The sequence below is a fragment of the Achromobacter sp. genome, from assembly GCF_049647645.1.
Classification (GTDB): domain Bacteria; phylum Pseudomonadota; class Gammaproteobacteria; order Burkholderiales; family Burkholderiaceae_B; genus Achromobacter.
In genome coordinates this window covers 43394-67758 of sequence record NZ_JBARYB010000306.1, presented here as the reverse complement: position 1 = coordinate 67758, position 24365 = coordinate 43394, and the positions used below count along the sequence as shown (strand labels likewise).

At 67.5% G+C, this 24365-nt stretch carries 20 protein-coding genes; 8 read left to right on the top strand and 12 right to left on the bottom strand.

Translation table 11 applies throughout. From position 1 onward, the window contains the following. Positions 1-8: 8 nt before the first annotated feature. Positions 9-950, bottom strand: a complete 942-nt coding sequence (locus WBB14_RS34715) for an ABC transporter permease (protein ID WP_424243774.1) — start codon at positions 948-950, stop codon at positions 9-11. Between the two features lie 84 nt (positions 951-1034). Further along, positions 1035-2543 (bottom strand): xylulokinase, encoded by a 1509-nt coding sequence (locus WBB14_RS34710; protein ID WP_424243773.1) that lies wholly within the window; start codon positions 2541-2543, stop codon positions 1035-1037. A 338-nt stretch (positions 2544-2881) separates the two neighbouring features. Between WBB14_RS34710 and WBB14_RS34705 the strand changes: the two genes are divergently transcribed. From WBB14_RS34705 to WBB14_RS34695, 3 genes are read left to right on the top strand one after another with little or no spacing between them, the layout of a single operon-like run. Further along, on the top strand, positions 2882-3817 hold the full coding sequence (locus WBB14_RS34705) for a 3-keto-5-aminohexanoate cleavage protein (protein ID WP_424243772.1): 936 nt from the start codon (positions 2882-2884) through the stop codon (positions 3815-3817). Positions 3818-3846: 29 nt separating this feature from the next. After that, positions 3847-5046, top strand: a complete 1200-nt coding sequence (locus WBB14_RS34700) for an ABC transporter substrate-binding protein (RefSeq protein WP_424243771.1) — start codon at positions 3847-3849, stop codon at positions 5044-5046. Positions 5047-5068: 22 nt separating this feature from the next. Further along, entirely contained in the window at positions 5069-5887 is an 819-nt protein-coding gene (locus tag WBB14_RS34695) for an SDR family oxidoreductase (protein WP_424243770.1), read from the top strand. 9 nt (positions 5888-5896) lie between these two features. Here the strand turns inward: WBB14_RS34695 and WBB14_RS34690 are convergent, their stop codons facing one another. The 4 genes from WBB14_RS34690 to WBB14_RS34675 all read right to left on the bottom strand — a co-directional run bounded on the left by WBB14_RS34690 (position 5897) and on the right by WBB14_RS34675 (position 9311). Then, the gene (locus tag WBB14_RS34690) at positions 5897-6826 is read right to left on the bottom strand and encodes a LysR family transcriptional regulator (RefSeq protein WP_424243769.1); all 930 of its coding nucleotides are present in this window, start codon (positions 6824-6826) and stop codon (positions 5897-5899) included. A gap of 97 nt (positions 6827-6923) precedes the next feature. Continuing rightward, entirely contained in the window at positions 6924-8387 is a 1464-nt protein-coding gene (locus WBB14_RS34685; protein ID WP_424243768.1) for a DUF1254 domain-containing protein, read from the bottom strand. A gap of 139 nt (positions 8388-8526) precedes the next feature. Next, positions 8527-9075 carry an ureidoglycolate lyase gene (locus tag WBB14_RS34680; RefSeq protein ID WP_424243767.1) on the bottom strand — a complete coding sequence of 183 codons (549 nt, stop codon included), beginning with the start codon at positions 9073-9075 and terminating at the stop codon, positions 8527-8529. Then, complete coding sequence (locus WBB14_RS34675; RefSeq protein WP_424243766.1) at positions 9072-9311, bottom strand: Arm DNA-binding domain-containing protein; 240 nt, start codon at positions 9309-9311, stop codon at positions 9072-9074. Before WBB14_RS34675 ends, WBB14_RS34680 begins: the two co-directional genes overlap by 4 nt. Before the next feature lie 83 nt (positions 9312-9394). On the opposite strand from WBB14_RS34675, the gene WBB14_RS34670 reads away from it, so the two are divergent. Beyond that, on the top strand, positions 9395-9775 hold the full coding sequence (locus WBB14_RS34670) for a cupin domain-containing protein (RefSeq protein ID WP_424243765.1): 381 nt from the start codon (positions 9395-9397) through the stop codon (positions 9773-9775). A 7-nt stretch (positions 9776-9782) separates the two neighbouring features. Here WBB14_RS34670 and WBB14_RS34665 read toward each other — a convergent pair whose 3' ends face one another. Beyond that, on the bottom strand, positions 9783-11024 hold the full coding sequence (locus WBB14_RS34665) for an MFS transporter (RefSeq protein ID WP_424243764.1): 1242 nt from the start codon (positions 11022-11024) through the stop codon (positions 9783-9785). 325 nt (positions 11025-11349) lie between these two features. Here WBB14_RS34665 and WBB14_RS34660 point away from each other — a divergent pair, with 325 nt between their 5' ends. Next, positions 11350-14478: a WG repeat-containing protein gene (locus tag WBB14_RS34660; protein WP_424243763.1), complete on the top strand. Its 3129-nt coding sequence runs from the start codon at positions 11350-11352 to the stop codon at positions 14476-14478. Further along, positions 14475-17351, top strand: coding sequence for a WG repeat-containing protein (locus WBB14_RS34655; RefSeq protein WP_424243762.1), 2877 nt, complete (start codon positions 14475-14477; stop codon positions 17349-17351). Before WBB14_RS34660 ends, WBB14_RS34655 begins: the two co-directional genes overlap by 4 nt. Before the next feature lie 10 nt (positions 17352-17361). On the opposite strand, the gene WBB14_RS34650 is transcribed toward WBB14_RS34655, so the two are convergent. Beyond that, positions 17362-18222 (bottom strand): isocitrate lyase/PEP mutase family protein, encoded by an 861-nt coding sequence (locus tag WBB14_RS34650; RefSeq protein ID WP_424243761.1) that lies wholly within the window; start codon positions 18220-18222, stop codon positions 17362-17364. Between the two features lie 103 nt (positions 18223-18325). On the opposite strand from WBB14_RS34650, the gene WBB14_RS34645 reads away from it, so the two are divergent. Continuing rightward, a complete protein-coding gene (locus WBB14_RS34645) occupies positions 18326-19204 on the top strand; it encodes a LysR family transcriptional regulator (RefSeq protein WP_424243760.1) in 879 nt (292 codons plus the stop codon). Positions 19205-19244: 40 nt separating this feature from the next. Here the strand turns inward: WBB14_RS34645 and WBB14_RS34640 are convergent, their stop codons facing one another. The 4 genes from WBB14_RS34640 to WBB14_RS34625 form a co-directional block, all read right to left on the bottom strand. Then, entirely contained in the window at positions 19245-20060 is an 816-nt protein-coding gene (locus tag WBB14_RS34640) for a siderophore-interacting protein (RefSeq protein WP_424243759.1), read from the bottom strand. Between the two features lie 25 nt (positions 20061-20085). Further along, complete coding sequence (locus WBB14_RS34635) at positions 20086-20841, bottom strand: PadR family transcriptional regulator (RefSeq protein WP_424243758.1); 756 nt, start codon at positions 20839-20841, stop codon at positions 20086-20088. Positions 20842-20918: 77 nt separating this feature from the next. Beyond that, positions 20919-21812 carry a DMT family transporter gene (locus tag WBB14_RS34630; RefSeq protein ID WP_424243757.1) on the bottom strand — a complete coding sequence of 298 codons (894 nt, stop codon included), beginning with the start codon at positions 21810-21812 and terminating at the stop codon, positions 20919-20921. A gap of 91 nt (positions 21813-21903) precedes the next feature. Continuing rightward, the gene (locus tag WBB14_RS34625) at positions 21904-22794 is read right to left on the bottom strand and encodes a helix-turn-helix transcriptional regulator (RefSeq protein ID WP_424243756.1); all 891 of its coding nucleotides are present in this window, start codon (positions 22792-22794) and stop codon (positions 21904-21906) included. Positions 22795-22890: 96 nt separating this feature from the next. Between WBB14_RS34625 and WBB14_RS34620 the strand changes: the two genes are divergently transcribed. Then, the gene (locus WBB14_RS34620; RefSeq protein WP_424243755.1) at positions 22891-24363 is read left to right on the top strand and encodes an MFS transporter; all 1473 of its coding nucleotides are present in this window, start codon (positions 22891-22893) and stop codon (positions 24361-24363) included. Positions 24364-24365 lie beyond the last annotated feature (2 nt).

Below are 24365 nucleotides of genomic sequence, written 5' to 3'. Positions count from 1 at the left end.
CCTTCCGATCAGAATTTGAAAGCCGCTTTCTTCAGCACGGCCGATGACACCGCGACCGACGCGATGATGATGAAGCCCAGGACGATGTCCTGCACGTAGTACGGCGCGCCCATGAGGACCAGGCCGTTGCCCAGCACCTTGAGGATCAGCGCGGCGACCAGCGTGCCGGGTATGTTGGCGTGGCCGGGGTTGAACATGGTCATGCCCAGCAGCACCGCGGCGATGGCGTACAGGAAGTAGTCGCCCGCCATGTTGGGCGCGGCGGACGACAGGCTGGACGTGAGCAGCACGGCCGCCAGGCCCGCGCACAGGCCGGACAAGGCCAGGCCTATGCTTTTCATGGCGCGTATGTTGATGCCGGCCAGCCGGGCGGATTCGCCGGCCTCGCCCGTGGCCGTCATGCGGGCGCCGGTGCGGGTCCATCTCACCAGGAAGAACGCGAACAGCACGGCGCCCAGCATCCACAGCACCAGGGCGGGAATGCCGAAAGGCTTGCCCCGGGCCAGATCGGTAAAGGCGGCGGGCCAGCGGCCCACATAGGACACGCCGTCGGTCAGCATGAAGGCAAAGCCGCGCGCCATGGCGGCCATGCCCAGCGTGGCGATGAGCGAAGGCACGCGCAGCCGCGTGACGGCGATGCCATTCACCAGGCCGCACAAGAGGCCCACGCCCAGGCCCGCGCCGATGGCCAGGAGCACCGGCTGACCGGTATGCACCAAGGCGCCAGTGACGACTGCCGCCAGGCTGGCGACGTCGGCAACGGACAGGTCCAGTTCGGCGGTGACCAGCGCCAGCGTGAAGCCGATGGCGATGATGGCCAGGAAACTGGTTTCCTTGGCGATGTTCAGAAGATTGTTGGGCGCCGCGAAATTCGGGGCAGCCAATGCGAAAAAGCCCACCAGGACCAATCCCGCGATTGCCGTGCCGTACTTCTCCAGGATGCCGCGCATCGACTCGACCCTTGCTGCGTTTTGTTTGTTATGCGGGCGCATGGTTGCGCCCCGCTGATGGCGTCGTAGTTTATACCCGGGCCATCAGCCCATGTCGATGCCGGCCAGCGCGCGCGATACCGGCGCCAGCGCGGCTTCCGCGGCGCGGAACTGGTGGTACATGCGGCGATAGGCATGGGCCCGCTCGGCTTGCGGCTCGTAGCGTTGCGCCACGCGCACCAGGGCGTCCTGGGCGGCGGCGAAGCTGCCGTAGCGTCCCAGGCCCGTCCACGCGGCAACCGCCGCGCCCAGCACGCCGGGCTGCTCGGCCTGCCCGACCACCAGCGGACGTTCGCAGATGTCGGCCTTGACCTGGCACCACTGGGCATTGGACGCCGCGCCGCCGCCGAAGCGGATTTCTCCGACGGGGCTGCCCAGCGCGCTTTCAGCGCGTTCCAGCACGATGCGGTTGAGGAAGGCCACGCCTTCCAGCACGGCCCAGGCCAGATCGCCGGGGCCATGGCGGCGGTTCAAGCCGAGGAAGGCGCCGCGCAGGTGCGGATCCCAGTAAGGCACCCGCTCGCCCTGCAGATAGGGCAGGAACAGCGCCGGCTGCGGGTCTCGCGGCGCATCCAGCAAGGCGTCCATGGCCTGGCCCACGCCGGCCATGCCTTCGTCCCCCAGGCGGCCCAACAGAGGCAAAAGCCACGCCACCGTGTCGGCGCCGTTCTGGCCCGGCCCGCCGATCTGATGATGGCCGCCGCCCCAGTCCACCGTCATCAGGCCTTGCGCCTGCACCGGCTCGGCGCCCACGGCGCCGAACACTTCGGTGGTGCCGGAGATGTTGTAGGCATAGCCCGGCCGCAAGGCGCCCAGGCCGGCCACGGCCGCCCAGGTGTCGTTGGCGCAAGCCACCACGGGGCGACCCGACAGGCGCGCCAGCGCGCCCGGCAGGCCCGCTTGCACGGCGCCTACGACCTCCAGCGGATCGAGCAGGCGCGGGACCCAGGCCGGATTGGCGCCTGCCGCCGTCAGCAGGTCGGCGCACTCGGGCGTCGCCGTCGCGGCCGCCGCCAGGCGCGCCATCGACACGGTGTCGCTCACAGCGCGTCCGGTCAAGCGGAAATTCAGATAGTCCTTGGGTTCCAGCACTACTCGCACCCGAGCCGCATTCTGGGGCTCGGCGCGCAGCAGCCAGGCCACGCGCGCCCAAGGATGAAAGGCGTTGATCTGCGCATGTTCGGGATGGGCAGACGGCATGGACGCGAGCCACGCGCCCACGTCCGCCGCCGCACGCGTATCGCGCCAGGTGATCGCGGGCCGGATGGCCGCGCCATGCGCGTCGATGAAGACCTGCGTGCGCGTGACGCCGCAAATCGCAATGGCCTCCACCGCGTTGAAAGCCGTGTCTGACTGCGCCGCCAGGGCCTCGGCCAGGGCTTGCAGCCCGCCCCACCAGGCATCAGCGTCGATCTCGGCCCAGCCGGATTGAGCGGCCAGGCTGCTGCGCGCCGGGCTGTCGATGAAACATGCATGCGCGATGCCGCCGCGCGCGTCCACCAACGCGGCGCGAAAGCGCGTGCCGCCGAGATCCACCGCCAGGACGTAGCTCATGCCGGCACCTGCATGAGGCGGATCTGGCCGCGCCCGGGCTGCATGGCCCGCAGCGGGCGAAGGGTCTGGATATCAAGCATGGGAGGCGACTTCTGCGTGATCGGATGGCCGTCGGAACGGGCGTTCCGGCATAGGCAAATTGTAGTCCTGTCAGGAATCCCGCGCAGCGCTGGCGCCTTTCGTCGCTGCACCGCAGCACCGGAAATCCTATCAATTGATTATTTCTGTTCAGGTGACACGGGCGGCGGGCGTGGGACAGAATGGCCCACACCCGGAGGAGACAGCCGGGGCCATGAAAACCATCAGAACCGCATGCGCAAGCGCGCAGCCCAAGGCCCATGAAAAAGTCCAGGAACAAGGTCATCATCACCTGCGCCATCACCGGATCGGTCCACACGCCGTCGATGTCGCCGCATCTGCCCGTCACGCCCGATGAGATCGCACAGTCCGCGCTGGACGCCGCCCAGGCCGGCGCGGCCATCGTGCACCTGCATGCGCGCCAGCCCGATACCGGGCAGCCGACCCAGGACCCCGCGCTGTATGCGCAGTTCCTGCCGCGCATCAAGAACGCTTCGGACGTAGTGATCAACATCACCACGGGCGGCTCGCCCGTGCTGCCGCTTGCCGACCGCATGGCGCCGGCGCTGCAGTTCAAGCCCGAGGTCGCGTCGCTGAACATGGGCTCGATGAACTTCGGCATGTACGAGCTGCTGGAGCGCTTCAAGGAATTCAAGCACGCCTGGGAACGCCCCTACCTGGAAGGCAGCGATGACCTGATCTTCAAGAACACCTTCAAGGACATCGAACGCATCCTGACAGCGTGCGGCGACAACGGCACGCGCTTCGAGATCGAGTGCTACGACATCGGACACCTTTACACCGCCGCGCACTTCGTCGATCGCAAGCTGCTCAAGCCGCCGTTCCTGATCCAGTCCGTGTTCGGCATCCGCGGCGGCATCGGCACGCATCCCGAAGACGTGATGATGATGAAGCGCACTGCGGACCGGCTATTCGGTGACGACTACATCTGGTCGGTACTTGCCGCCGGACGCAAGCAGACGCCGCTGGCGACGATGGCGGCGACCATGGGCGGCAATGTGCGCGTGGGGCTGGAGGATTCGCTGTGGGACGGGCCGGGCGAGCTGGCGCGTTCGAACGCCGACCAGGTGCGGCGGATCCGCAGCATCCTGGAAGACCTGTCACTGCAAATTGCCACGCCCGACGAGGCGCGCGAGACGCTGCAATTGAAGGGCCGCGACAACGTCGCGTTCTGACCGAAATTCTATCCATTGGGGAGACAGACATGAAAAGAACATTGTGCGCGACGGCGATGGCTGCGCTGTTGGGAATGGCCGGCGCGGCGCACGCCGACGACGGCGTGATCCGCATCGGCTTCATTACCGATATGTCCGGCCTGTCGGCGGACGCCGACGGCCCCGGCGGCGCCGAGGCGATCAAGATGGCCGTGGCGGACCTGGGCGGCGTCGTCGCAGGCAAGAAGGTCGAGGTACTGGTGGCGGACCATCAGAACCGCGCCGACATCGCTTCCTCCAGGGCGCGCGAGTGGCTGGACCAGAAAGGCGTGAACATGCTGATCGCAGGCGCGAACTCGGCGGCGGCGCTGGCGATGGCGAAAGTGGCCGAAGAAAAGAAGACGCCGTTCTTCGTGGTGAGCGCGGGCGCTTCCGAACTGACGAACGCCCAATGCACGCCCTACACCGTGCACTACGTGTACGACACGGTCTCGCTGGCGCGCGGCACGGCGCGGGCGATGATGAAGGAAGGCGACAAGAACTGGTACTTCCTGACGGTGGACCACGCCTTCGGACATGCACTGGAGCGCGACGCCTCGGCCGTGGTGCAGGCCGACGGCGGCGCCGTCAAGGGGCGGGTCAGGCATCCGCTGAACGCGGCGGATTTCTCGTCCTTCATCCTGCAAGCGCAGGCATCCGGCGCGTCGGTGCTGGGGCTGGCGAACTCGGCCAGCGACACCAGCAATGCCGTCAAGGCCGCCAATGAATTCGGCTTGACGCCGAAGATGAAGATAGCCGGCCTGCTGGTGCTGATCACCGACGTCCACGCCCTTGGCCTGCAGGCCGCGCAGAACATGTACCTGACCACGGCCTGGTACTGGGACCAGGACGACGCCTCGCGCAAGTGGGCTTCGCGTTTCGAAGCCACCATGAAGAAAAAGCCGTCGATGCTGCAGGCCGGCGACTATTCCGCCGCCACGACTTACCTGAAGGCAGTGGCAGCCACCAACAGCACCGATGGCGACACCGTCATGAAATGGCTGAAGGCGAATCCGGTGAACGACTTCTTCGTGAAGGACGGCAAGATCCGCGCCGATGGCCTGATGGTGCACGACATGTTCCTGATGCAGGTGAAGACACCTGCGGAATCCAAGGCGCCCTGGGACTACTACAAGCTAGTGGCCCGGGTGCCGGGCGACCAGGTCTATACCACCCCGGCGGAATCGACCTGCCGATTGATGAAGCCCTGAGCCGCAACACAAAGGATCTGGCATGACTGTGAAGAACGCTGTCCCCGCAGACATTTCCGCGCTGCCCGTGGATCTATCCGGCAAGCGCGTGATCGTGACCGCGGGCGCGGCCGGCATCGGCGCGGCGATCGCCGCCGCATTTTCCGACCGCGGCGCCCGGGTGCACGTCTGCGACGTGGACGAGCAGGCCCTGGCGGCCTGCCCCCATCCCTGGTCGCGGGCCGACGTGAGCCGCCGCGACGAGATCGACCGCTACATGCAGGAAGCGCTGGCGCAGCTGGGCGGCCTGGACGTGCTGGTCAACAACGCGGGCATCGCAGGCCCTACGGCCGGCATCGCGGACATCAAACCGCAGGATCTGGACGCGACGCTGGACATCAACCTGGCATCGCAGTTCCACACGGTGCGGCATGCGCTGCCGGCGCTACGCGCCTCGGGCGGCGGCAGCATCATCAACATCAGCTCGGTGGCAGGCCGCATGGGCATACCGATGCGCACGCCCTACGCGGCGACCAAATGGGGCGTGGTGGGGCTGACCCGTTCGCTGGCGGTCGAGCTGGGCGGCCATGGCATCCGCGTCAACGCGCTGCTGCCGGGGCTGGTGGCCGGACCGCGTATCGACCGCGTGATCGAGGCGCGCGCGAAAAACATGGGCCTGACGGTAGCCGAAGAGACCCGGCTGGAACTGTCCGGCGTGAGCCTGCGGCAGTTCGTGCGGGCGGCGGACATCGCCAATATGGCGCTGTTCCTGGCCAGCCCGTTCGGGGCAATGATCAGCGGGCAGGCGATCAGCATAGACGGCGACCTGCAATCGCTGCCCTGGCAGCCGCCGGCGGACTGAGGCCGCGCCCTACTCCAGCAACTGGACCGTTTGCGCGTAGACGCCTTGGCGGCGCGCCTGCGCCGTGGCGCGCAAGGCGTCGAGCAATCGCTCGGCCAGGTCCTGGTTGCGCGGTTCCTTGCGGGTGATGAGATAGAAATCGAACCACTGCCGCGACGCCAGCGGCCGGGCGACCAGGTCGGGATAGGCGGCCACGATATCCCACGCGGATAGCGCGTTGACCAGACTGATGCCCTGTACCGCCCGAACCGTGCCGGGCAGGAGCGACATGTGCGCCCGCATGCCGGAACTCAGCAGCAGTGAGTCCGCGATGTCGCCCTGTGCGACCACATAGTCGGACCACAAGGGCTTCACGTAGGTGTCTGGCGGAATATCGCCCGCCGCGATGGTGTCGCGCGCCGCCAAGGGATGGTCGCGATGCGCGATGGCCATGACGTCGGCGCGCAGGAACGGCGTGAATGCCAGCCGGGCGCTGTCGCGCTCGACCGCGCCCAGGCCGAAGTCCGCGCGCATGGTCTCGACCGCGCTGATGGCCTGCACGGACGATTCGATGTCTATGGAAAAAGGCCGGGTGCCGTTGGCGTCCAGGTAGCGCCGCACGGCATCGGGCGCGTAGCCCAGCGCCAGCGCGGGCGACGACGCAATGCGCAGGCCGCGCCCGCCGAACTGTTCGATGCTGTGCAGCGCCTCGTCGATACGGACCAGCTCGTCCAGCACGAACTTCGCTTCGCTGTAGAGGTACTCGCCAGCCTCGGTGGGACGCAAGGTCTTGTGGGACCGATCGAACAATTGCACCCCAGTCGCGCTTTCCAGGCGGGAAATCGCGTGGCTGACCGCGGGCTGGGTCAGGTGCATGGACTGCGCGGCCTGACGGGTCGACCCGGTCATGACTACCGCGTAGAAAATGCGCAGGTCGTGAATGTTGAAATTGCGCTTCATGCGGCGCGAGGCTCCCTGTGTGGGCGTCTACCCGACTGCGCCTGGCCGGATGGCAATGACTGGCCTGCGCGAGGCCTTCTTGTAGCCCAGACGGCCTCTAGTGTCGAACCTGGGGCGGGAACGGCGCCGGACGCGCCTGCGGCGCCTGCCTGGCGCGCTCGATCTGCGGCGAGGCCCACTTGCCTTCCAGCAGCGCCGGCTTGGGCCAGTAGTACCGCAGCGTGACCATGAAGGGCCCGGCCGGCGCGGGCAGCCAATTCGATTCCTTGCCCTTGCCCGGAGACTCCGACTGGAGGTAGATCGTGATCCCGCCGTCGCGGTCGCGCTTGAGCGACGGCAGCATGGATGAGTTGATCAGATAGCGCTTGAGCGGATTGGGCGCCAGCAGCTGTTCGGGCAGGCGGTACATGGTCATGGACCAGAAGGCGTTGACGGGCGGAAAGCTGCGCGGCGCGAAGCGCAGGATGTATTTATTGCGGCCGTCCAGCGGCTGGCCGGCGCTGTCGTTCTCCAGCACGGGATAGAGCGCTTCTTCACGGCTGTTGCCGCCGATGCCGACCTGCGTGCCGGTAGCGCGCGCCAGATAATCGTTCTTCAGCGTGCTGCGGTCGCCGAACAACCCGTCGGTCTTTCCGTTGAGGGCTTCGCGATTCTTGTCGATGTCGTTCTGGCCGTCGTGCATGCCTTCCTGCAGGGCGCGGCGCAATGCGGGGTTCATGCGGGCGAAGTCGAATTGCTGGCCGGGTTCCAGGCCGATGCTGGCAAAGCGCTCGCGCAACGACTGTTCCGAAGAGTGCGCGGGCGCGAACTGCAGCAGGAAGGCAAGCTGGTTGTAGAACTCCAGCGAACTGCGCATCTGCGCGGGCGGCTCGGGCGCGATCCAGTCCATGGCCGGCGCCGGCTCGAGCGCGCGCTGCTTGCGGAAAGCCGACAAGGTCTGGATCTTGTAGCGCGACTGGATGCGCTTGACGCTGGGCAGATCACCGGCGCTGAAGAGCTGGGTGCGCCCGACCAGGTTGACCAGGTCGGTTTCCGACCTGATCACCTTGGTGATGCCGGCCGGCGCCTTGCCCTTCCAGCGCGGGCCCGCGACAAGGAACCGGCCGGCGCCATTGCCCGTGCTGCGGCTGCCGATATAGGCGAAGTTGTAGGTGTACAGGTCCATCAGCTGCAGCACGTAGTAGCGGCGCGGTTCCATCGCGGGCACGGTGATGACCACGGGTTCGGCGCGCAAGTCCAGGACCGCGAACGTATATGGCGTGTCGGCGTTGGGCGTGACGAAGGCGGTGTCTTCCGGCGTGAAGACGCGCGCAACGTTGTTGACGGTGTTGAACGGGCCTTTGTACTGGGGGTTGTGCTTGTCGATGCTGAAGGCATGCATGGTCTGGTAGCTTGCGACCATGGGCGTGCCGTACAGATAGGCCTCGCGGGCGATGCCGCGCGCCTGCTGCGCGGTGACCCCGTCGATGCCGACCGATTGCGAACCGCTCGGATCTTGCGAGGTGTAGGCGCATCCCGCCATGCTGCCGATCAGCGTCAGCGCCAGAAGCAGCCGGGCCATGCAAGAGAATCCGATGCCAGTCTGACGGTCGCGCATTCATTGCTCCAACACTTCGTGATGTTGGCAGCGCCCGACGGAAGCGGCACTGCATGCAAGGCGTGAATTTTCGGGGAATTCTGGCACATTTCCCCGTATGCGCTCAAGCCGCCTGGACCTGGCCTTCGAGCCGCTGGACGGGGATCGCCACGATGGCGCTTTCGCTGGCGGAGGCCTCCGTGGTCAGGTGCTGGATCAAGTCGACGGTGGTGGACCGGCGGGTCAGCATCAGGCAGGTGACTTCCTCGTCCGTGACGCGCGTGGCGTGCCAGCAGCCGGGGCGCATGCAGACGCCCTGCCCCTGCGGCACGCGGAATGCCGCCAGCGTGGCCAGGTCGGGGCTGCCGTCGGCCGCGCTGCGCGCCACCACCTGAATGATCTCGCCGGTCAGCGGCACGAGGGCCTGCTGCGTCAGCAGGTGCTTTTCGAGGCTGGAGATCTCAAAGGACTGGCTGCGGTAGTTGACCCACAGCAGTTCGGCGTCGCCGCCCGCGCCCGTGTTGAACAGATGCTCTTGCCAGAAGTCGGTGGCCGGATTGGAGAACAGCGGCACGCCGTTGCCGTCGGGCATGGGCTTGCCCAGCATCCAGCCGTAGGCCCTGAAGGCGTCCGGCGTCAGATCGTTGATGTCCAGTTGCTTGTCGCTTGTCATGCGGAACCCTGTGTTGGCTTGGTCGCGCCGCCGCGCTTGGGGAACTCGGCGTCGTAATCGAACTCGCCGCGCGCGATGGCCTCGAGGATGGCGGCCCGCCGGTCGGCGGCACGCTTGAGGTTGGCGGCGGTAGGCTTGGCCCGGATGCGTACCACGCGATGCCGGCCTTCATGGAAGAAGCCGATCTCGATGGAAGACTCGGACGCGGGCCTGACGCCGTCGAATCCCTGGCGCATCGCCTTCTCCTGTTATAGCCGATGAAGATGCACATGATATCGCTTTACACTGGCCCGACATCCCTCACGCCAGGAAGCGCAACATGACTACCAATCTGTCGTCGCACTATCTCCTGCTGGACGCATCGGGCGCCTGTACCGCCGTCGAAGGCGGCAACGCCTTCTGGTCGCAGCCGGAAGAAGAACTGGAAAGATTCGGCCGCGGCTGGCTGGTGTCGGAATACTCCTTTGAGACGGACTGGCCGCAATGGGAGATGCATCCACAGGCCGACGAGGTCGTGCGCCTGATCGAGGGCTCGGCGGAACTGCGGCTGGAATGGCCGACAGGCGAGCAGGCCGTGCGGATGCAGGCGGGCGACGCCTATGTGATCCCCAAGGGCATCTGGCACACGCTCAAGGTGGCCGGCCCCTGCAGAATGCTGCACATCACCATGGGCGCGGGCACGCAGCACCGGCCGCTGTAAGCCGCCGCTAGCCCGGCGCGCCCGCGGTGTGGACACGCTGGATCTCGCGGTCGTCTATCGGCCAATGCAGCGCCGCCGACAGCACACCCAGCGCCATCGCGCCCAGCCAGATCAGGTCATAGGATCCCGTAGCCTCGAACACCACGCCACCCAGCCACACGCCCAGGAAAGAACCCAGCTGGTGGCCGAAGAACACGAAGCCGAACAGGGTCGTGATGTAGCGCACGCCGAATACCTGGGATATCAGGCCGTTGGTCAGCGGCACCGTGCCCAGCCAGACGAAGCCCATGACCGCCGCGAACACGTAAACAGTCCATGACGACAGCGGCAGCAGCACGAACAGCGCGATGGCGGCCGTGCGCAGCAGGTAGATGCCGGCCAGCAGGTACTTGCGGCGGTGGCGTCCGCCCAGGACGCCGCACACGTAGGTGCCCATGACGTTGGTCAGCGCGATGATGGCCAGCGCCGCCACCGCGTCTGACGCGCGCAGTCCCTTGTCCATCAGGTAGACGGGCAGGTGCGTGCCGATGAAGGCCAGCTGGAAGCCGCAGGCCAGGAAGCCCAGGTTCAGCAGCCAGAAGCCAGGTTGGGCGAAGGCCTCGCGTATGGCTGCAGACATGGACAGCCCTGCATCCGCCGCGGCCGCGCCCTGCTGTCGCCCGGCGGACTCCCTCAACGGCAGCGCCAGCGGCAGCAGCATGGCCAGCACCAGCGCGAACGACAGCAGGGCCACGACCCAGCCCCAGCCGCTGATCAGCCATTGCGCGGCCGGCACCATGGTGAATTGGCCCAGGCCGCCCACAGCGCCCGCCACGCCCAGCGCCCAGCTGCGGCGTTCAGGCGCCACCAGGCGGCTGAGCGCGCCGTAGATCGCGGCGAATGCGGTGCCGGACAGCGCGATGCCTATGCACACGCCCGCCGTCCACAGGAACCCGGCGGGCGTGGCGGCATGCGCCATGCCCGCCAGCCCCAGCGCATAGAACACCAGTCCGCCCGCGATCACCTTGGCCGAACCGTAGCGGTCGGCAATCATGCCGGTAAAGGGCTGGACCACGCCCCAGGTCAGGTTCTGCACCGCCAGCGCCATGGCGAAGGTCTCGCGGCTCCAGCCCCGGTCCATCGTGACAGGCAGCAGGAACAGCCCCTGCACATGGCGCACGCCCAGCGCCAGGCCCATGATGACGCCGCCAGCCAGGACCAGCAGCAATAGTTGGGAGGCATCCAGGGAAGACTTGCGCGGGACGGGCATGGCGGACCTCGGCTGTGGATCGTCGCCTCCGTGCAGGCAGGCACCGGCATCCATTACAGGGCCGGCGCGTGCGCGCATCAACCGATTATTTTTTGTCCGCTGCATGCTTTGCGGGAATGTCAGCGGCGGGACTGAAACCGGCGCGTTTCCGCCAAAGTCATCGGTGTTGTTAACGGTTTGTTTTCGACAGTTACATTTGCCACGTAATTGCCCGCTGACGATGGTTACAGTGCTGCCTTCCCATCTCTCTTGGCAGGCATACGACCATGTGGCACGCCCAGCCCGGCCTTTACGCTTGCGCGGTTGCAGTCCGCGCCGCTGCACGATGAAGACCCCGCCCGCCCTCAAACCCCTGACGCTGGCGATGGCGCTGGCGGTCCTGTCCGTTGCCTCCGGCGCGGCGCAGGCCAGTTGGATAGACCGGTGCCGCCCTGGCTACAACGAATACAACGGCGCCGACCTGGAATGCCAATTGGCCTTCCACGAGGGCCTGGCTGCCGTGCTGGCCGGATCGGCCGACGATGACGCCGGACGCTGGGGCTACCTTGACAAGCAAGGCCGCATGGCCATTGCGCCGGCCTTCCAGGAGGCCAAATCCTTCCAGAATGGCCTGGCTGCCGCCAGCCAGGACGGGCTCTGGGGCTACATCGACAAGCAGGGGCAATGGGCCATCAAGCCGCGCTTTACCGAAGCGACGGGTTTCAATGCGGAAGGCACCGCGCTGGCCGAAGAGCAAGGGCACGACGTGCTGATCGACCGCCAGGGCAAGGTCGTCAAGACCTTCGAGCTGGGTACGCGCTCCTGGGGCTTCCAACGGGGGCAGAAGCTGGCATCGATGGAAATGCCCATGCCGCCACGCCTGTTCAACACCGCGACCGGCAAGGCGACGACGCTGCCCGCCGGCGTGATGGCGCTGGCCGCGCCCAGCGGCGGCTACCTGCCTGCCCAATTGCGCGATTCGCGCTACGGCGGTTGGTGGGGCCTCTTGGACGACCAGGCCCGCTGGGCGATCGCGCCGGACATGTTGCGCGCCCGCCAACCCGCGTTGCGCGATGGCGACGTGCTGGCGGTGAACCGCGAGGAAGGCTGGGAATTCGTGGATGCGCACGGCAAGAGCATCCATGCGCAGCGCTATGAACATGTACAACTGGCGGGACCCGGGCTGTGGCTGGTCAAGCAGAAAGGCGCAGGCAAGGCGCTGCTGCTGAACGGCAAACTCGGCGTGCAGCATGCCTTCAAGGGCAATTACATCGGCCTGGATGAACGCGATGGCTGGCGCGTCATGATCGATGACGAGGCTGTGCTGCTGATCGATCCCGCCGGAAAGTTCCGCAAGATAGACGCGCGCCACGGCCGGGTGCAGATCAGCAACGGACAAGCCTGGGTGACGGCATCGCTGGCGCCGCGCGCCGTGGATATGGCGGCCGATGCGGCAGCCGCAGCTGCGGCAGATGCCGCGGCGATGACGGGCGATGCCGCAGCCGCTGGTACTGCCGCAGTCTCTGACGAAGATGGACCAGGAGAGGCAGTCGAGGCCTCGGCCGACGCAGCGATCGCCTCGCAGGACGCGAGCGCAGCAGAAGCGGTCGCGGCGGCTTCCGAGGCCTCGGCAGCCGCGACCGTGGCGGTCGACATCGCCACGCCTGCCGCGATGGATGCAGCCACGGCGGCGGTGGACATCACCGGGGCCGCCGCCGCGGAAGCGACGAGCGCGGATGCAGCGCCCGATGCCGGAGGCGGCCTGCTGCAAATCTATACGCGCGACGGCAAACCATTGCTGGACGCCGACACGGTCGCGCGCCTGCAGGACTTCGACATCAGGGCCTTTTCCGCCAGCGAGTCCGCCCGCGGCCGCGCCACCGCGGACAGCTTGCCGCTGGCCTTGCTGCGGCCCCTGGACTACAAGCAGCCCCAGGGCATCCTGACGTCCAAGGGCAAGATCGTGACCAATCCGGACTGGGAGGACATGTCCAGCCATGACGCGTCCATGCCCTTGCCGGTGCGCACCGTCAACGGCAAATATGGCGCCATCGATGCCGACGGCAACTGGTCGGTGCCGCCTCGCTACAGCGTCGTCCGCCCGTTCCGCGGCGCCTACGCGCTGGCGGGCGGCGGACGCAGCCGCAGCGACGACAGCCTGGTGATCGACGCCCATGGCAAGGCCGCGCAGGTCCCGGCCGAGGTGCTGGACGGCGCCATGAATTTCGACGGCGAACTGATCCAGTACCGCGCGCCAGATGAAAACCGCGAGAACCGCTGGGGCATCTGGAACATCGCCCGGGGCGCGCTGGCGGTCAAGCCGGTGTACGAAAGCATGGAAAAGTTCGAGGACGACTGGACCAAGGTCCAGCACCAGGACCGCTGGGGCGTGATGAACCGCGAGGGCAAATGGATGGTGCCCCCCACGCAGGAAAGCTCCTACAAACTGGAATACCTGGGCAATGGTCTGATGCTGGTCGAGGACAACGGTTCCGGACGGCGCGCCCGCAGCTCTTACGACACCCATTACCGCCTGGTGAACCTGCGCAGCGGCAAATCCAGCGAGCTCGTGACCGGCAAGCCGGACCGGCTGCAGGACGGGCGCTACCTGGGTGCGCTGGCGGACGGCGGAACCGTGGTGTTCGACGCCAAGGGCAGCGCCACGCGCGTATCCGACAGCCGGGCCAAGAACAAGGAGCTGTACCAGCACTGGCTCTACATCGAGCACGAAGACGGCGAAGGCGCCATCGATGCCCGCGGCAACATGAAGGTTCCCGCCATCTACGGCGAGTTCAATCCCTTCTTCGCGCAGCCCGAAGGGCTGGCGCGCGCCTACACCGGGTCCGGCTACCACCTGATCGACCAGGACGGCAAGGCCGTGCTGCCCAAGCTGGGCGACGGCTCGCCCCTGGCCTCCATGCAGCGCATCGTGTTCCACGATTCGGAAAACTCGGTCAGCGTCATGACGGACCTGCAGGGCCGCGAGATCACCCGCATCGATGGCACGTATAGCGTGGAAGACCGCCACGCCAACGAAGGCGTGGCGACCTACCGCAACGCCTCGGGCAACGGCAGGAACGGCTTCATCGATGCCAGCGGCAAGCGCATCGTGGGACCGCACTTCGACACGCTGGGCCCGCTCAACAACGGCCTGGCCGTGGCGCGCCGCCTGCAGTATTCCGGCAAGCTGTACGGCTACATCGACCTGACGGGACGCTATGCCATCCCGCCCGTCTTCACCTGGGCCGGAAACTTCAGCGAGGAACGCGCGCTCGTCCGCAGCAATTACCAGAGCCGCAACACGCAGTACATCGATACCAAGGGCGTGGCCATCGCCACGTTTACCGTGGTGTGCGACACGGTGACGATCCTGGACGACCAGGGCAGGATCACCTGGCCGCTGCAGAAAATGGATTGCCCCGTGGCCGACAAGTTCGAACTCGCCCCCGACAACGCCAAAGCGAAACAACCATGAAGTCACGCGCGATACGCACCACCCGCCTTGCCTGCGCCCTGGCCGCGCTGGGCGCGTCCCTGTCGGCGCATGCGCAGTTCGGCAATTCATACTGCATCGAAGAAAAGCCCTACAGCCTCACGGTCGACGATGACGTCAGCCCCTACGCCAACGGCTGCATCCGCGCGCTGGCAGACCAGCGCGCCGCGGTGCTGCTGCCGTCCGCGCTGGTGAACATCAACCGCGTGCCGCCCGACCAATCGCTGCGCCGCCATGCCTGGGGCTTCCTGGACCAGAACGGCCGGCTGGCGATCTCGCCCATCTTCGAAGCGGTGGGCGACTTCAGCCATGGCCTGGCGGCAGTGAAATGGAAAGGCAAGTGGGGTTTCATCGACACCAAAGGCCGGATGGCGGTGCCGCCGCGCTACGACGCCGTGCAGGACTACGCCGAGATCGGCCTGACCGTGGCCATACTGGACGGCCGCTATCTGCTGATCGACCGCAAGGGCCAGCCGGTGGGCGAACCGATGGACGAAGGCGTGCAATCGCTGCATCTGGGCGCGGGCGTGCCGGCGCTGGCGACGGTCGAGTACAAGCCGGAGTACCGCTCCAGTACCGGCGAGCGCCGCTACAACGACGTCGGCGTCAGCCTCATCAAACCCTATGGCAACGGCCTTTACATCGCCATCAATGCGGAAGGCCGGTACGGCCTGGTGGACCGGGACTGGAAGTGGGTGCTGGAGCCCGACTATCAGGAAATTTCGATACCGGGCGAAGACGGCTCGATGGCCGTCGCCTATAGCGACGGCGACGTGCTGCTGCTGGACGCGGATGGCAAGGCCGTGGGCGCGGACCAGGGCTACCGCAACATGATGCCCGTGACCCCGGCATTCTGGAGCGCCGAACTCGGCCGCGGCGCTTATGCCGTGCTGGACAGCGACGGCAAGCCTGTCACAACTCTCAAGTCCGCCGAAGCGCAGGGATCCCAGCGCTACGGCGACGCCATCATCTACCCCTCGGGCGGCAAGCAGATGGCGCTGGTGCCGGGGCGCGCGGAACCGCTGACGTTGGGCGCGGGCCTGTTCGTGGCCGAGGACAAGCAAGGCTATGTGCTGTTCTCGAACGAGGAACGCGTTCCCGTGGGCCTGCTGACTCCCATGGGCAACTGGCTATATGCCGAGACCGCCCCCGCGTGGCTGAAGGACACGGGCAGGATGGTGGTCAGCCAGGGCAAGCTGTGGGTCTTCAAGCAGGAAGGCGAACTGCTCAACGTGCTGGACGACGAAGGCCGCGCGCTGCTCAAGCCCGAAACGGTCGAGGCCGCCAAGAGCCGCTCGCTCAAGGAGCTGCCGCTGGACATACCCGGCAGCGCCCTGGGCCTGCTGGCGCAGGACCACTGCCAATGCGCCGAGGACGGCGCCGGCCTATTGCTGGCCGACGGCGGCATCGCCTCCGATCCGGCCTGGAGCAACATCGTCCCGCTGGACGGATCCGAGGATGATTACGGCGCGCAGGCCGATGCGGAAGCGGCCGGACTCAAGGCGGAGCAACTGCGCTACGCCGCGCAGACCGCCGAAGGCCTGCTGCTGCTGGATGCCATGGGCAAACCCATGGACCTGCCCGCGCAGCAGCACATCGGGCCGTTCCGCCACGACTTTGCGCCGGCCTACGCAGACGGCGTGAGCCGCATGCTGGGCCGCGACGGCAAGACCTATGACCTGCCCCGCGACTTCTTCGAAGCGCAGATCGTCGCCCCCGGCGTGGTCCGCTTCCTCAAGACCGCGGCCGAGGGCTCGCCCTGGGGCCTGTATGACTTTCTCGCCGGCAAGGAGCTCGCCCCGCCCGCGTTCCAGGACGTCGGCCTCTTCCAGGACGGCCAGGCGATCGCCTCGTTGGGCCAGGACCGCGTCGGCATCATCGACCTGCAGGGCAAGTGGATCGTGCCTCCCAGCCACCACAGCGCCGAACGCATCACGGCCCGGATCTGGAAGCTGCGCCAGGCCGGCCCGCAGGAGAACGAGTATGAGCGCCCCGCCGCCGTCTTCAACGCCGAGGGCCGCGCGCTGACCGCCTTCCGGGCCAAGCTCTCGGTCGGCGTGGACAGCGACGGCGCAATCGCGGCCAGCGACGACAAGCACCGCTGGACCATCACGCCGGACGGTTCGGAAGCGGTGGACATGGAGGACGCGGATTACCTGCGCATGGGCGACTGGACGGTGCTGCGGCGCGGACCGCGCATCGGCTATCTGGACAGCCAGGGGCAATGGCAGATCGCGCCTTTGGCCGCCACCGCCGGCACCTTCCGCGGCGAACCTGCCCGCGCCCTGCTGACGGGTGAAGACGGTCCACGCGTGATCGACGACCAGGGCAAGACCGTGACCGCGCTGCCGGCCGGCGAATGGCGCTGGCCGCTGGGCTCCGACATGCTGCTGCGGCACTACTACGCGGGCAACCGCGAGATGACCGACTACACCGGCCTGGACGGCAAGAAACGGCTCTCCGTCGAGGGCGTTGCGTCGGCCTACTCCGAAGGACGCGCCGTGGCTCGCGTGTCCAACCGCGGCATGCGGGCGGTGGACGGCAAGGGCACGCTGGCCGGCCCCGCGTTCGACGCGCTGGGCCTGCTGCGCGAAGGCCTGGCGCCGGTCGGCATGGATAGCGGCTACGGCTATGTGGATGCCCAAGGCAAGCTGGTGATCGCCGCCGACTACCGCGCGGTCGCGCCGTTCCGCAATGGCCGCGCGGTGGTGTCCACGTTGGAGAAGTCGATGATCATCGATCCCGCCGGCAAGCAGGTGGCGCGCGTGGAACTCGAATGCGGCGTGCGCACGCTGTATGGCTCGCACGACCAGCGGCTGTGGCCGCTGAGCCTGCCCAGCCGCTGCGCCCGCTAGCGCCGCGCGCCTACTGCGAGTCCAGCGCCAGATAGCGGCGTGTCTGCACGATCTCTTCCCGCTCCTTGAAGCTGGTGAGCTGATCGGCCAGCGCGCTGCTGTCGCCGGTCTGTTTGATCGCCGCGAGCGTGGCCTGCATGGCATGGATGGCGGCGCGCTGCAGATCCGACGGAATGATCGCCAGGCGGTAGCCCATGGCTGCCAGGTCGGCCAGCGGCGTAAGCGGCGTCTTGCCGCCGTAGAACATGTTGATGAGCTTGAGGCCGGGCAGGCGTTCGGCGATGGCGCGGATCTGCTCCAGCGTCTCGGGCGCTTCCACGAAGATCATGTCCGCTCCCGCCTTCAAGTAGCGCTCGGCACGCGATAGCGCCGCCTCGAAGCCTTCGACCGCGATGGCGTCGGTGCGCGCGATCACCAGCGCGTCGGGGTCGCTCAGGGTCTGGCGCGCGATGTGCACCTTGCGGCACATTTCCTCGGCATCCACCAGGCTCTTGTCGTCCAGATGGCCGCAGCGCTTGGGAAAGGACTGGTCTTCGATATGGAAGGCCGCCACCCCGGCGCGTTCCATGATGCGCACGGTGCGCTCCACATTGGCCGAACCGCCGAAGCCGGTGTCGGCGTCGGCCACCACCGGCAGGCCGCTGGCATCCACGATCTTTTCCACTCGGTCCATGACTTCCGTGAAGCTGAGCAGCCCGATGTCCGGATAGCCCGCGGCGCGCGCGATGGCGCCGCCGCTGGCGTAGACGGCGGAAAAGCCTGCCGCCGCCACCAGCCGCGCCGACATGCCGTCATAGGCGCCGGGCGCCACGACGATGTCGCGGGCCAGGTGCTGGCGCAACAGGGTGCTGGGTTTGATGGGGGCAGTCATGGGGCTTCCTTTGCGGGTGTCGTCGATGTATGCATGATCGGCGCGCCGCAATAGAATGTCCAATATATGAAAAATTGATAATCGATACTTAAAAAGTACAGATATGGAACTGCGCCACCTGCGTTACTTCGTCGCCACCGCCGAAGCCCAGCACTTCACTCGCGCTGCGGAACAGCTGGGCATGGCGCAGCCGCCGCTGTCGCAGCAGATCCGCCAGCTGGAGCAGGAAGTCGGCACGCCGCTATTCGACCGCACCGGGCGCGGCGTGGCGCTGAACGACGCCGGCCGCGCCTTTCTGGTCTGCGCGCAGGACATCCTGCAGCGCGCCCAGGCTGCCGTGCTGACCGCGCAACGCGCCGCGCGCGGCGAAGTGGGCGAGCTGACGTTGGGGTTTACGGAATCCGCGTCTTTCAGCGGCGTGGTGACGGAACTGATACGGCAGTACCGGCAGCAGTATCCGGACGTGGAGATGACGCTGTCGCAGGGCGATAGCGAAACGCTGGTGGCGCAACTGCGCAGCGGCGCCATCGACGCGGCGTTCGTGCGCCCGCCCTTCGCGCTGGACGGCGGCCTGGCATTCACGCAACTGGCGGAAGAGCCGCTGGTGGTGGCGTTGCCGCTGGGCCACCCGCTGGCGCGGCGCAAGCGGCTGGCGCCCGCCGACCTGGAGCAGGAGCGCTTCATCCTGTATTCGCGCAAATCCGGCTATGGGCTCAGCGCCGACATCATGGCGGCCTGCCGCCAGCATGGGCTGAATCCGCAGATCGGCCAGCGCGCGCCGCAACTGTCGTCGGCGGTGAACCTGGTGGCGGCGGGCATGGGCGTGGCCGTCGTGCCAGAGTCCTTGCGCCACCTGCGCCCTGACGGCGTGGTGTACCGTCCCTTCGCGCTGGACTGGCCGCGCGCGGTGCTAGGCCTGGCAGTGCGCGAGCAGGCCGCAGGCGGACGCGTGCGCAATCTGCTGGCGTTGGCCGGCGGCTGAGGCCCTAGCCCCCGCGCCTGCCGACGGATCGAGGCCGGGCTCAGCCTTCGTGCGACTCGTGCACGGCTACCGCTCCGCGCTTCCAGTAGCTGGCGGCGCGGATGCGGCTCTTGTCGATGCCGTGCTGCGTCACCATGATTTCCCGCACGGCCTTGGCCGCGGCGGATTCCGCGGCAACCCAGGCATAGCCTTCGCCCGGCGGCAGTTTCAGTTCGCGCGCCGCTTCCAGCAGCAGGGTGCTGTAGCCAGGCGCGGTGCCGTTGCGATGCAGCCAGCGCACGGAAGCCCGGGCCTGGGTAGGCAGCGGAATCTCGTTGGAGGCCTGCGGCACTTCGATCAGCACCAGCGCCTGCGCGGTGGCGGGCAGCTCCTCCAGGCGGCGGGCGATGGCGGGCAAGGCGGTCTCGTCGCCGATCAGCACGTGCCAGTCGAAACCCTTGGGCACGACGAAAGAACCGCGCGGACCGCCTATGCCCAATTGCTGGCCGGGTTCGGCCTGCTCAGCCCAGGTAGAAGCGGGGCCGTCGCCATGCAATACGAAATCGATGTCCAGCTCCCTGCGCGCCGTGTCGAAACGGCGCGGGGTGTAGTCGCGCGCGGCAGGCTTGGGCGCGTCTTCGGGGAACTTGATGCCGTCCGAGGTGACGACCGGCAACGCCGGCGGCAAGGACGGATCGGCGGGGAAAAACAGCTTCACATGGTCGTCGAACGAGGCGGACACGAAGTCCTGCAGGTCGTCGCCCGTGAAGGTGACGCGGGCCAGCAGGCCGGCAATGCGTTCGACGCTGGCCACGGTCAGCGTGCGCATCTTCAGGTCGTGGCGGACGCGTTCGACATTCAGGTCGTTGCGGGTCATGGATACTCCAGGAAAAGAATCGGAATCAGGAACAGCTCGGGTCCGTGATTTCCGCGGTGGCGCGGGCCAGGATGGCCGCGATGCGCCGTTGTTCTTGGGGCGATGCGTCGGTGCGGTCCAGCAGCGCGCGCTTGAGCGCCTGGCGCGCCGCCACGAATTCCGGCAGCCAACCCGTGGCGGCGTCTTCGCCTTCCGGACCGACCGTGCGCGGCTGGCCGCTCCAGGCCTGGCGCATCCAGTCCATCTTGCGCGCCACGTGCTTGAGCTTGTTGAACATCAGCGCCAGGCGCTCGCGGTTGCCGTCCAGATACGCGCGGCCCGGCTCTGACAGGTGGTAGCGCTTCTTCGCGCCCTCTTGCTCGACGGTGGCGTAGCCCAGCTCTTCCAGGTAGGTCAGCGCGGGATAGACCATGCCGGGACTGGGCGTGTAGAAGCCGTTGCTGAGCGCGCCCAGCGCCTTGATCAGCTCGTAGCCGTGGCTGGGATTCTTTTCCAACATGCCCAGCAGCATCAGCTGCAGGTCGTCGGCGCTGACTTTGCGGCTGCGGGTCCAGCCGCGGCCGTCGTCGCCAAAACCGCCGCCGAAGCCGCCGCCCTCGCCGCGCTCGTCGGCCGGACCGGAGAACCAGTCGCCGCCCGCGCCGGCGTGGCGCTGATGGTGGCCATGGCCTTCGCCGTGGTGGCGATGGTGCGCATGGGGATGATGGGAATGATCGTGGCGGCCCTCCGGCTTCTGGCGGGCACGGCGCACGAATGCGGTAAGGAATTGGGCATCACGCATGGTTTACCTCCGGTGTCTATCGCAAGCTCTATATCTTACGACATATATCTTACGATATATCTGCGATAGCCCGGCCGTCAAGCGCGACGTTCGATCACTCCTGCCGCGATCCCACCCACGATGAGCGCCATGCCCGCCAGCAGCGAGGCACTGACCGGCTCATGCAGGAACACGGCCGAGCACAGCAAGCCGAACACGGGCACCCCCAAAAGCCCGATGGAAGTCACCCCCGCAGGCAATGCACGATTGACGTTCACGGCAGCCCAGTACGCCACCGCGATGCCGAACACGCCGGCGTAGCCCAGCAGCCATGCCAGATCCGCACTCCAGGTTACTTGCGGCGCGCCTTCGGTCGCGTAGGCCACCGCCGACAGCACGGCGCAGGCCAGCAGGGCCTGCCAGAACGCCAACTCGAATGGTGGCGTCACCCAGCGGTGCGCGCGCACGTAGACGATGTTGGCCGCCCAGCACAGCGCCGCCAGCAGGATCAGCCCGTTGCCCATCAGCGCGTCGCGGCTCCCCCAGTCGAAGTCCAGCGGATTGAAGATGACGGCCAGGCCCAGCAGGCCCAGGGCCAGCCCCAACCGCCTGGCCCGGCCCACGGACTCGCCCAGGAACAGCCAGGCTCCCGGGATCACCCACAGCGGCGTGGTGTAGGCCAGCACGGCCGAGCGGCCCGCCGGCACGTACAGCATGCCCAGGCTGACCAGCGCGGCGAAGGCGCCCATGTGCAGCAGTCCCACGCTGAGGATCACGGGAAGGTCGGCCTTGACCGGCCAGGCCACGCGGCGCAGCGCCAGGCCCAGCAACAGCAGCGCAACTGCGCCCACAAGCGTGCGCGCGGCCGCCGCCCAGATCGGCGTCATGTATTGCAGCAGCTGCTTGTTGACGATCCAGGTGAAGCCCCAGGCCAGCACCACCACGCCCAAAAGCAGCAGAGCGTGGCGGCGGGAGAGCATGGCGGTGGACATGAGCGGCGGAGACGTCCGCGAGGACGTGGCGGTACGAAGAAGACCCGACTATAGGAGTCGTGCGCCATGGCGCCGTAGACCCACGGCGCGCTTAATCCCTGGTGCCACGCGCGGGCTTGGACAGGGTCGTCGCGCCGCTCATGAGCCAGCGTTCGAAAGCCGCCGCCTTGGCCTCATCGGGCGCGGGCGCGTAGACCACCAGCCGCAAGTGCCGGCTCTCGTCCACCGACAAGGTGGAATGCTCGAACGCCAGCTCACCCAAGGACTCCAGCCGCAGGCTGCGCAGGCCCATGCAGGATCCATGCACATCGTGCGCCCGCCACCAGGTCTTGAAATCGGGCGACACACACTCTAGTTCGTCCACCAGTTCCGCCACGTCGGGCGCCTGGCCCGCGCTGGCGAAGTCGCGCCGGAAAGTGGACAACATGGCGGGCGCCTGCGCCGGCCAGTCCACGAACAGTCCACGCATCGCCGGATCGGCGAACAGCATCCACAACAGGTTCCTGCGACCCTCCGCCTGCGCCGAAAAATTGAACACCCGGTCCGCGGCCGCGTTCCACACCACCACGTCCCAGCGCAGATTAAGGATGTAGGCCGGGCGCGCAGGCAGATCGTCCATCAGCCGGCGCACCTGCGCGGGCACCGTGCACCAGGTGCGCCCCGGTTCCGACGGCGGACGCTGGTGCGCCAGCAGGTACAGGTGCCGGCGTTCCGCGTCGTCCAGCTTCAGCACCCGCGCCAGGTTGTCGAGAAAACCGGCCGACACGCTGATGTTGCGGCCTTGTTCGAACCAGGTGTACCAGGCCAGCCCCACGCCGGCCAGCGCGGCCACTTCCTCGCGGCGCAATCCCGGCGTGCGCCTGCGGCCTCCAGCAGGCAATCCGACTTCGACGGGGCTGAGCCGTTCGCGGCGCAGCCGCAGGAATTCGGACAGATCGGCGCGGGTGCGCTCCAGGCGCTTCGGGGCTACGGCAGCGGTCATGAGTCTATTGCACCCAGTAATAGCATAAACAGCTAAATTGTATAAGGCTAAAAGCCTCTCCAGAATAGCGCCATCCTCACTCCGATGGCGCTTTTCATGACGTCCTCCACGCTTCCCTGCCCCGGCCTGCGGGCCGCGCCGCCTCCCGTCCTGGGCCGCCTGGGCCTGGCCGTGCTGCTGTCGGGCGGCTTCATCACGATCTTCGATCTGTTCGTGGTGAACGTCGCCATCCCCAGCATGCAGTCCACCCTGTCCGCCAGCTTCGCGCAGATCAGCTTCATCATCGCCGCCTACGAATTGGCCTATGGCGTGCTGCTGATCGCGGGCAGCCGCCTGGGCGACCGCCACGGCCGGCGGCGCCTGTTCATGCTGGGCATGGCGGGGTTCGCGCTGGCCTCGGCGCTGTGCGGCGTCGCCCCCACGGCCGACACGCTGATCGCCGCGCGCATCCTGCAAGGCATGGCCGCGGCCATGCTGTTTCCGCAGGTCTATGCGCTGATCCGCGTCAGCTATCAGGGCCAAGAACGGCAGCGCGCCTTCGGCTTGCTGGGGATGACGCTGGGATTGGCGGCGATCGCGGGACAGGTGCTGGGGGGCTGGATCGTGCATGCCGATCTGTTCGGCCTGGCGTGGCGCAGCATCTTCCTGCTCAATGTGCCGCTGGGCCTGCTGGCGTGGCGGCTGGCCCGTCACATTCCCGAATCGCGTGAGCCTTCGGGCGCGCGTATGGACTGGCCTGGCGCGGCGCTGGTGGGCGCGGGACTGGCCTTGCTGCTGCTGGCGCTGATCGAAGGCCCTACGCGGCACTGGCCCGCGTGGACGGTGGCTTGCGGCGTAGCGGCGGCAGCCGCGCTGGCGCTGTTCGTGCGCATGCAGCGGCGCATCGCGGTACGCGGCGCCGCGCCCTTGGTCGACATGGCTTTGTTGACACAACCGCGCTTCGCGGCAGGCTGCCTCTTGGTGATGCTGGTGTACTCCACCGCCAGCGCGATGTTCCTCTGCTACGCCTTGCTGGTGCAGACAGGCTTCGGCCTGGACGCGCTCACGGCAGGCCTGATCTTCGCGCCCGCCAGCGTGGGCTTCGTGGCCGGATCGATGGCGGCGCCGCGGCTGGTGGCGCGCTTTGGCACGCGCGCCATCGCGCTGGCCGCGCTGCTGTACGGCGGCGCCACGGCGACCTTGATGCTGCAGGTCGGCGCAGCCGGCGCCAGTCTCGCGCCGTGGTCACTGTTGCCGGTGCTGGTGTGGCTGGGCGCCGCACAAGGCGCCGTCAATACGCCGCTGGTGAACCTGGCGCTAGGACTGGTGGAGGACCACCAAGCCGGCATGGCGGCGGGCGTGGTATCGACCTTGCAGCAGGTGGGCGCGGCGCTAGGCGTGTCGGCAGCGGGGATGCTGTTTTTCGGCACGCTGGACGCGTATGCCGATGCCGGCGAGGCCGAAAGCCATGCGCGGGCCTTCGCCAGCGCCCTGCAGTTCAACGTCGCGGCGATACTGATCGCGGCGGCCCTGCTGTGGTGGCTAGGGCGCCGCGCGCGCGACGCTGGATCAGGCCAGCAGCCCCGCTGAAC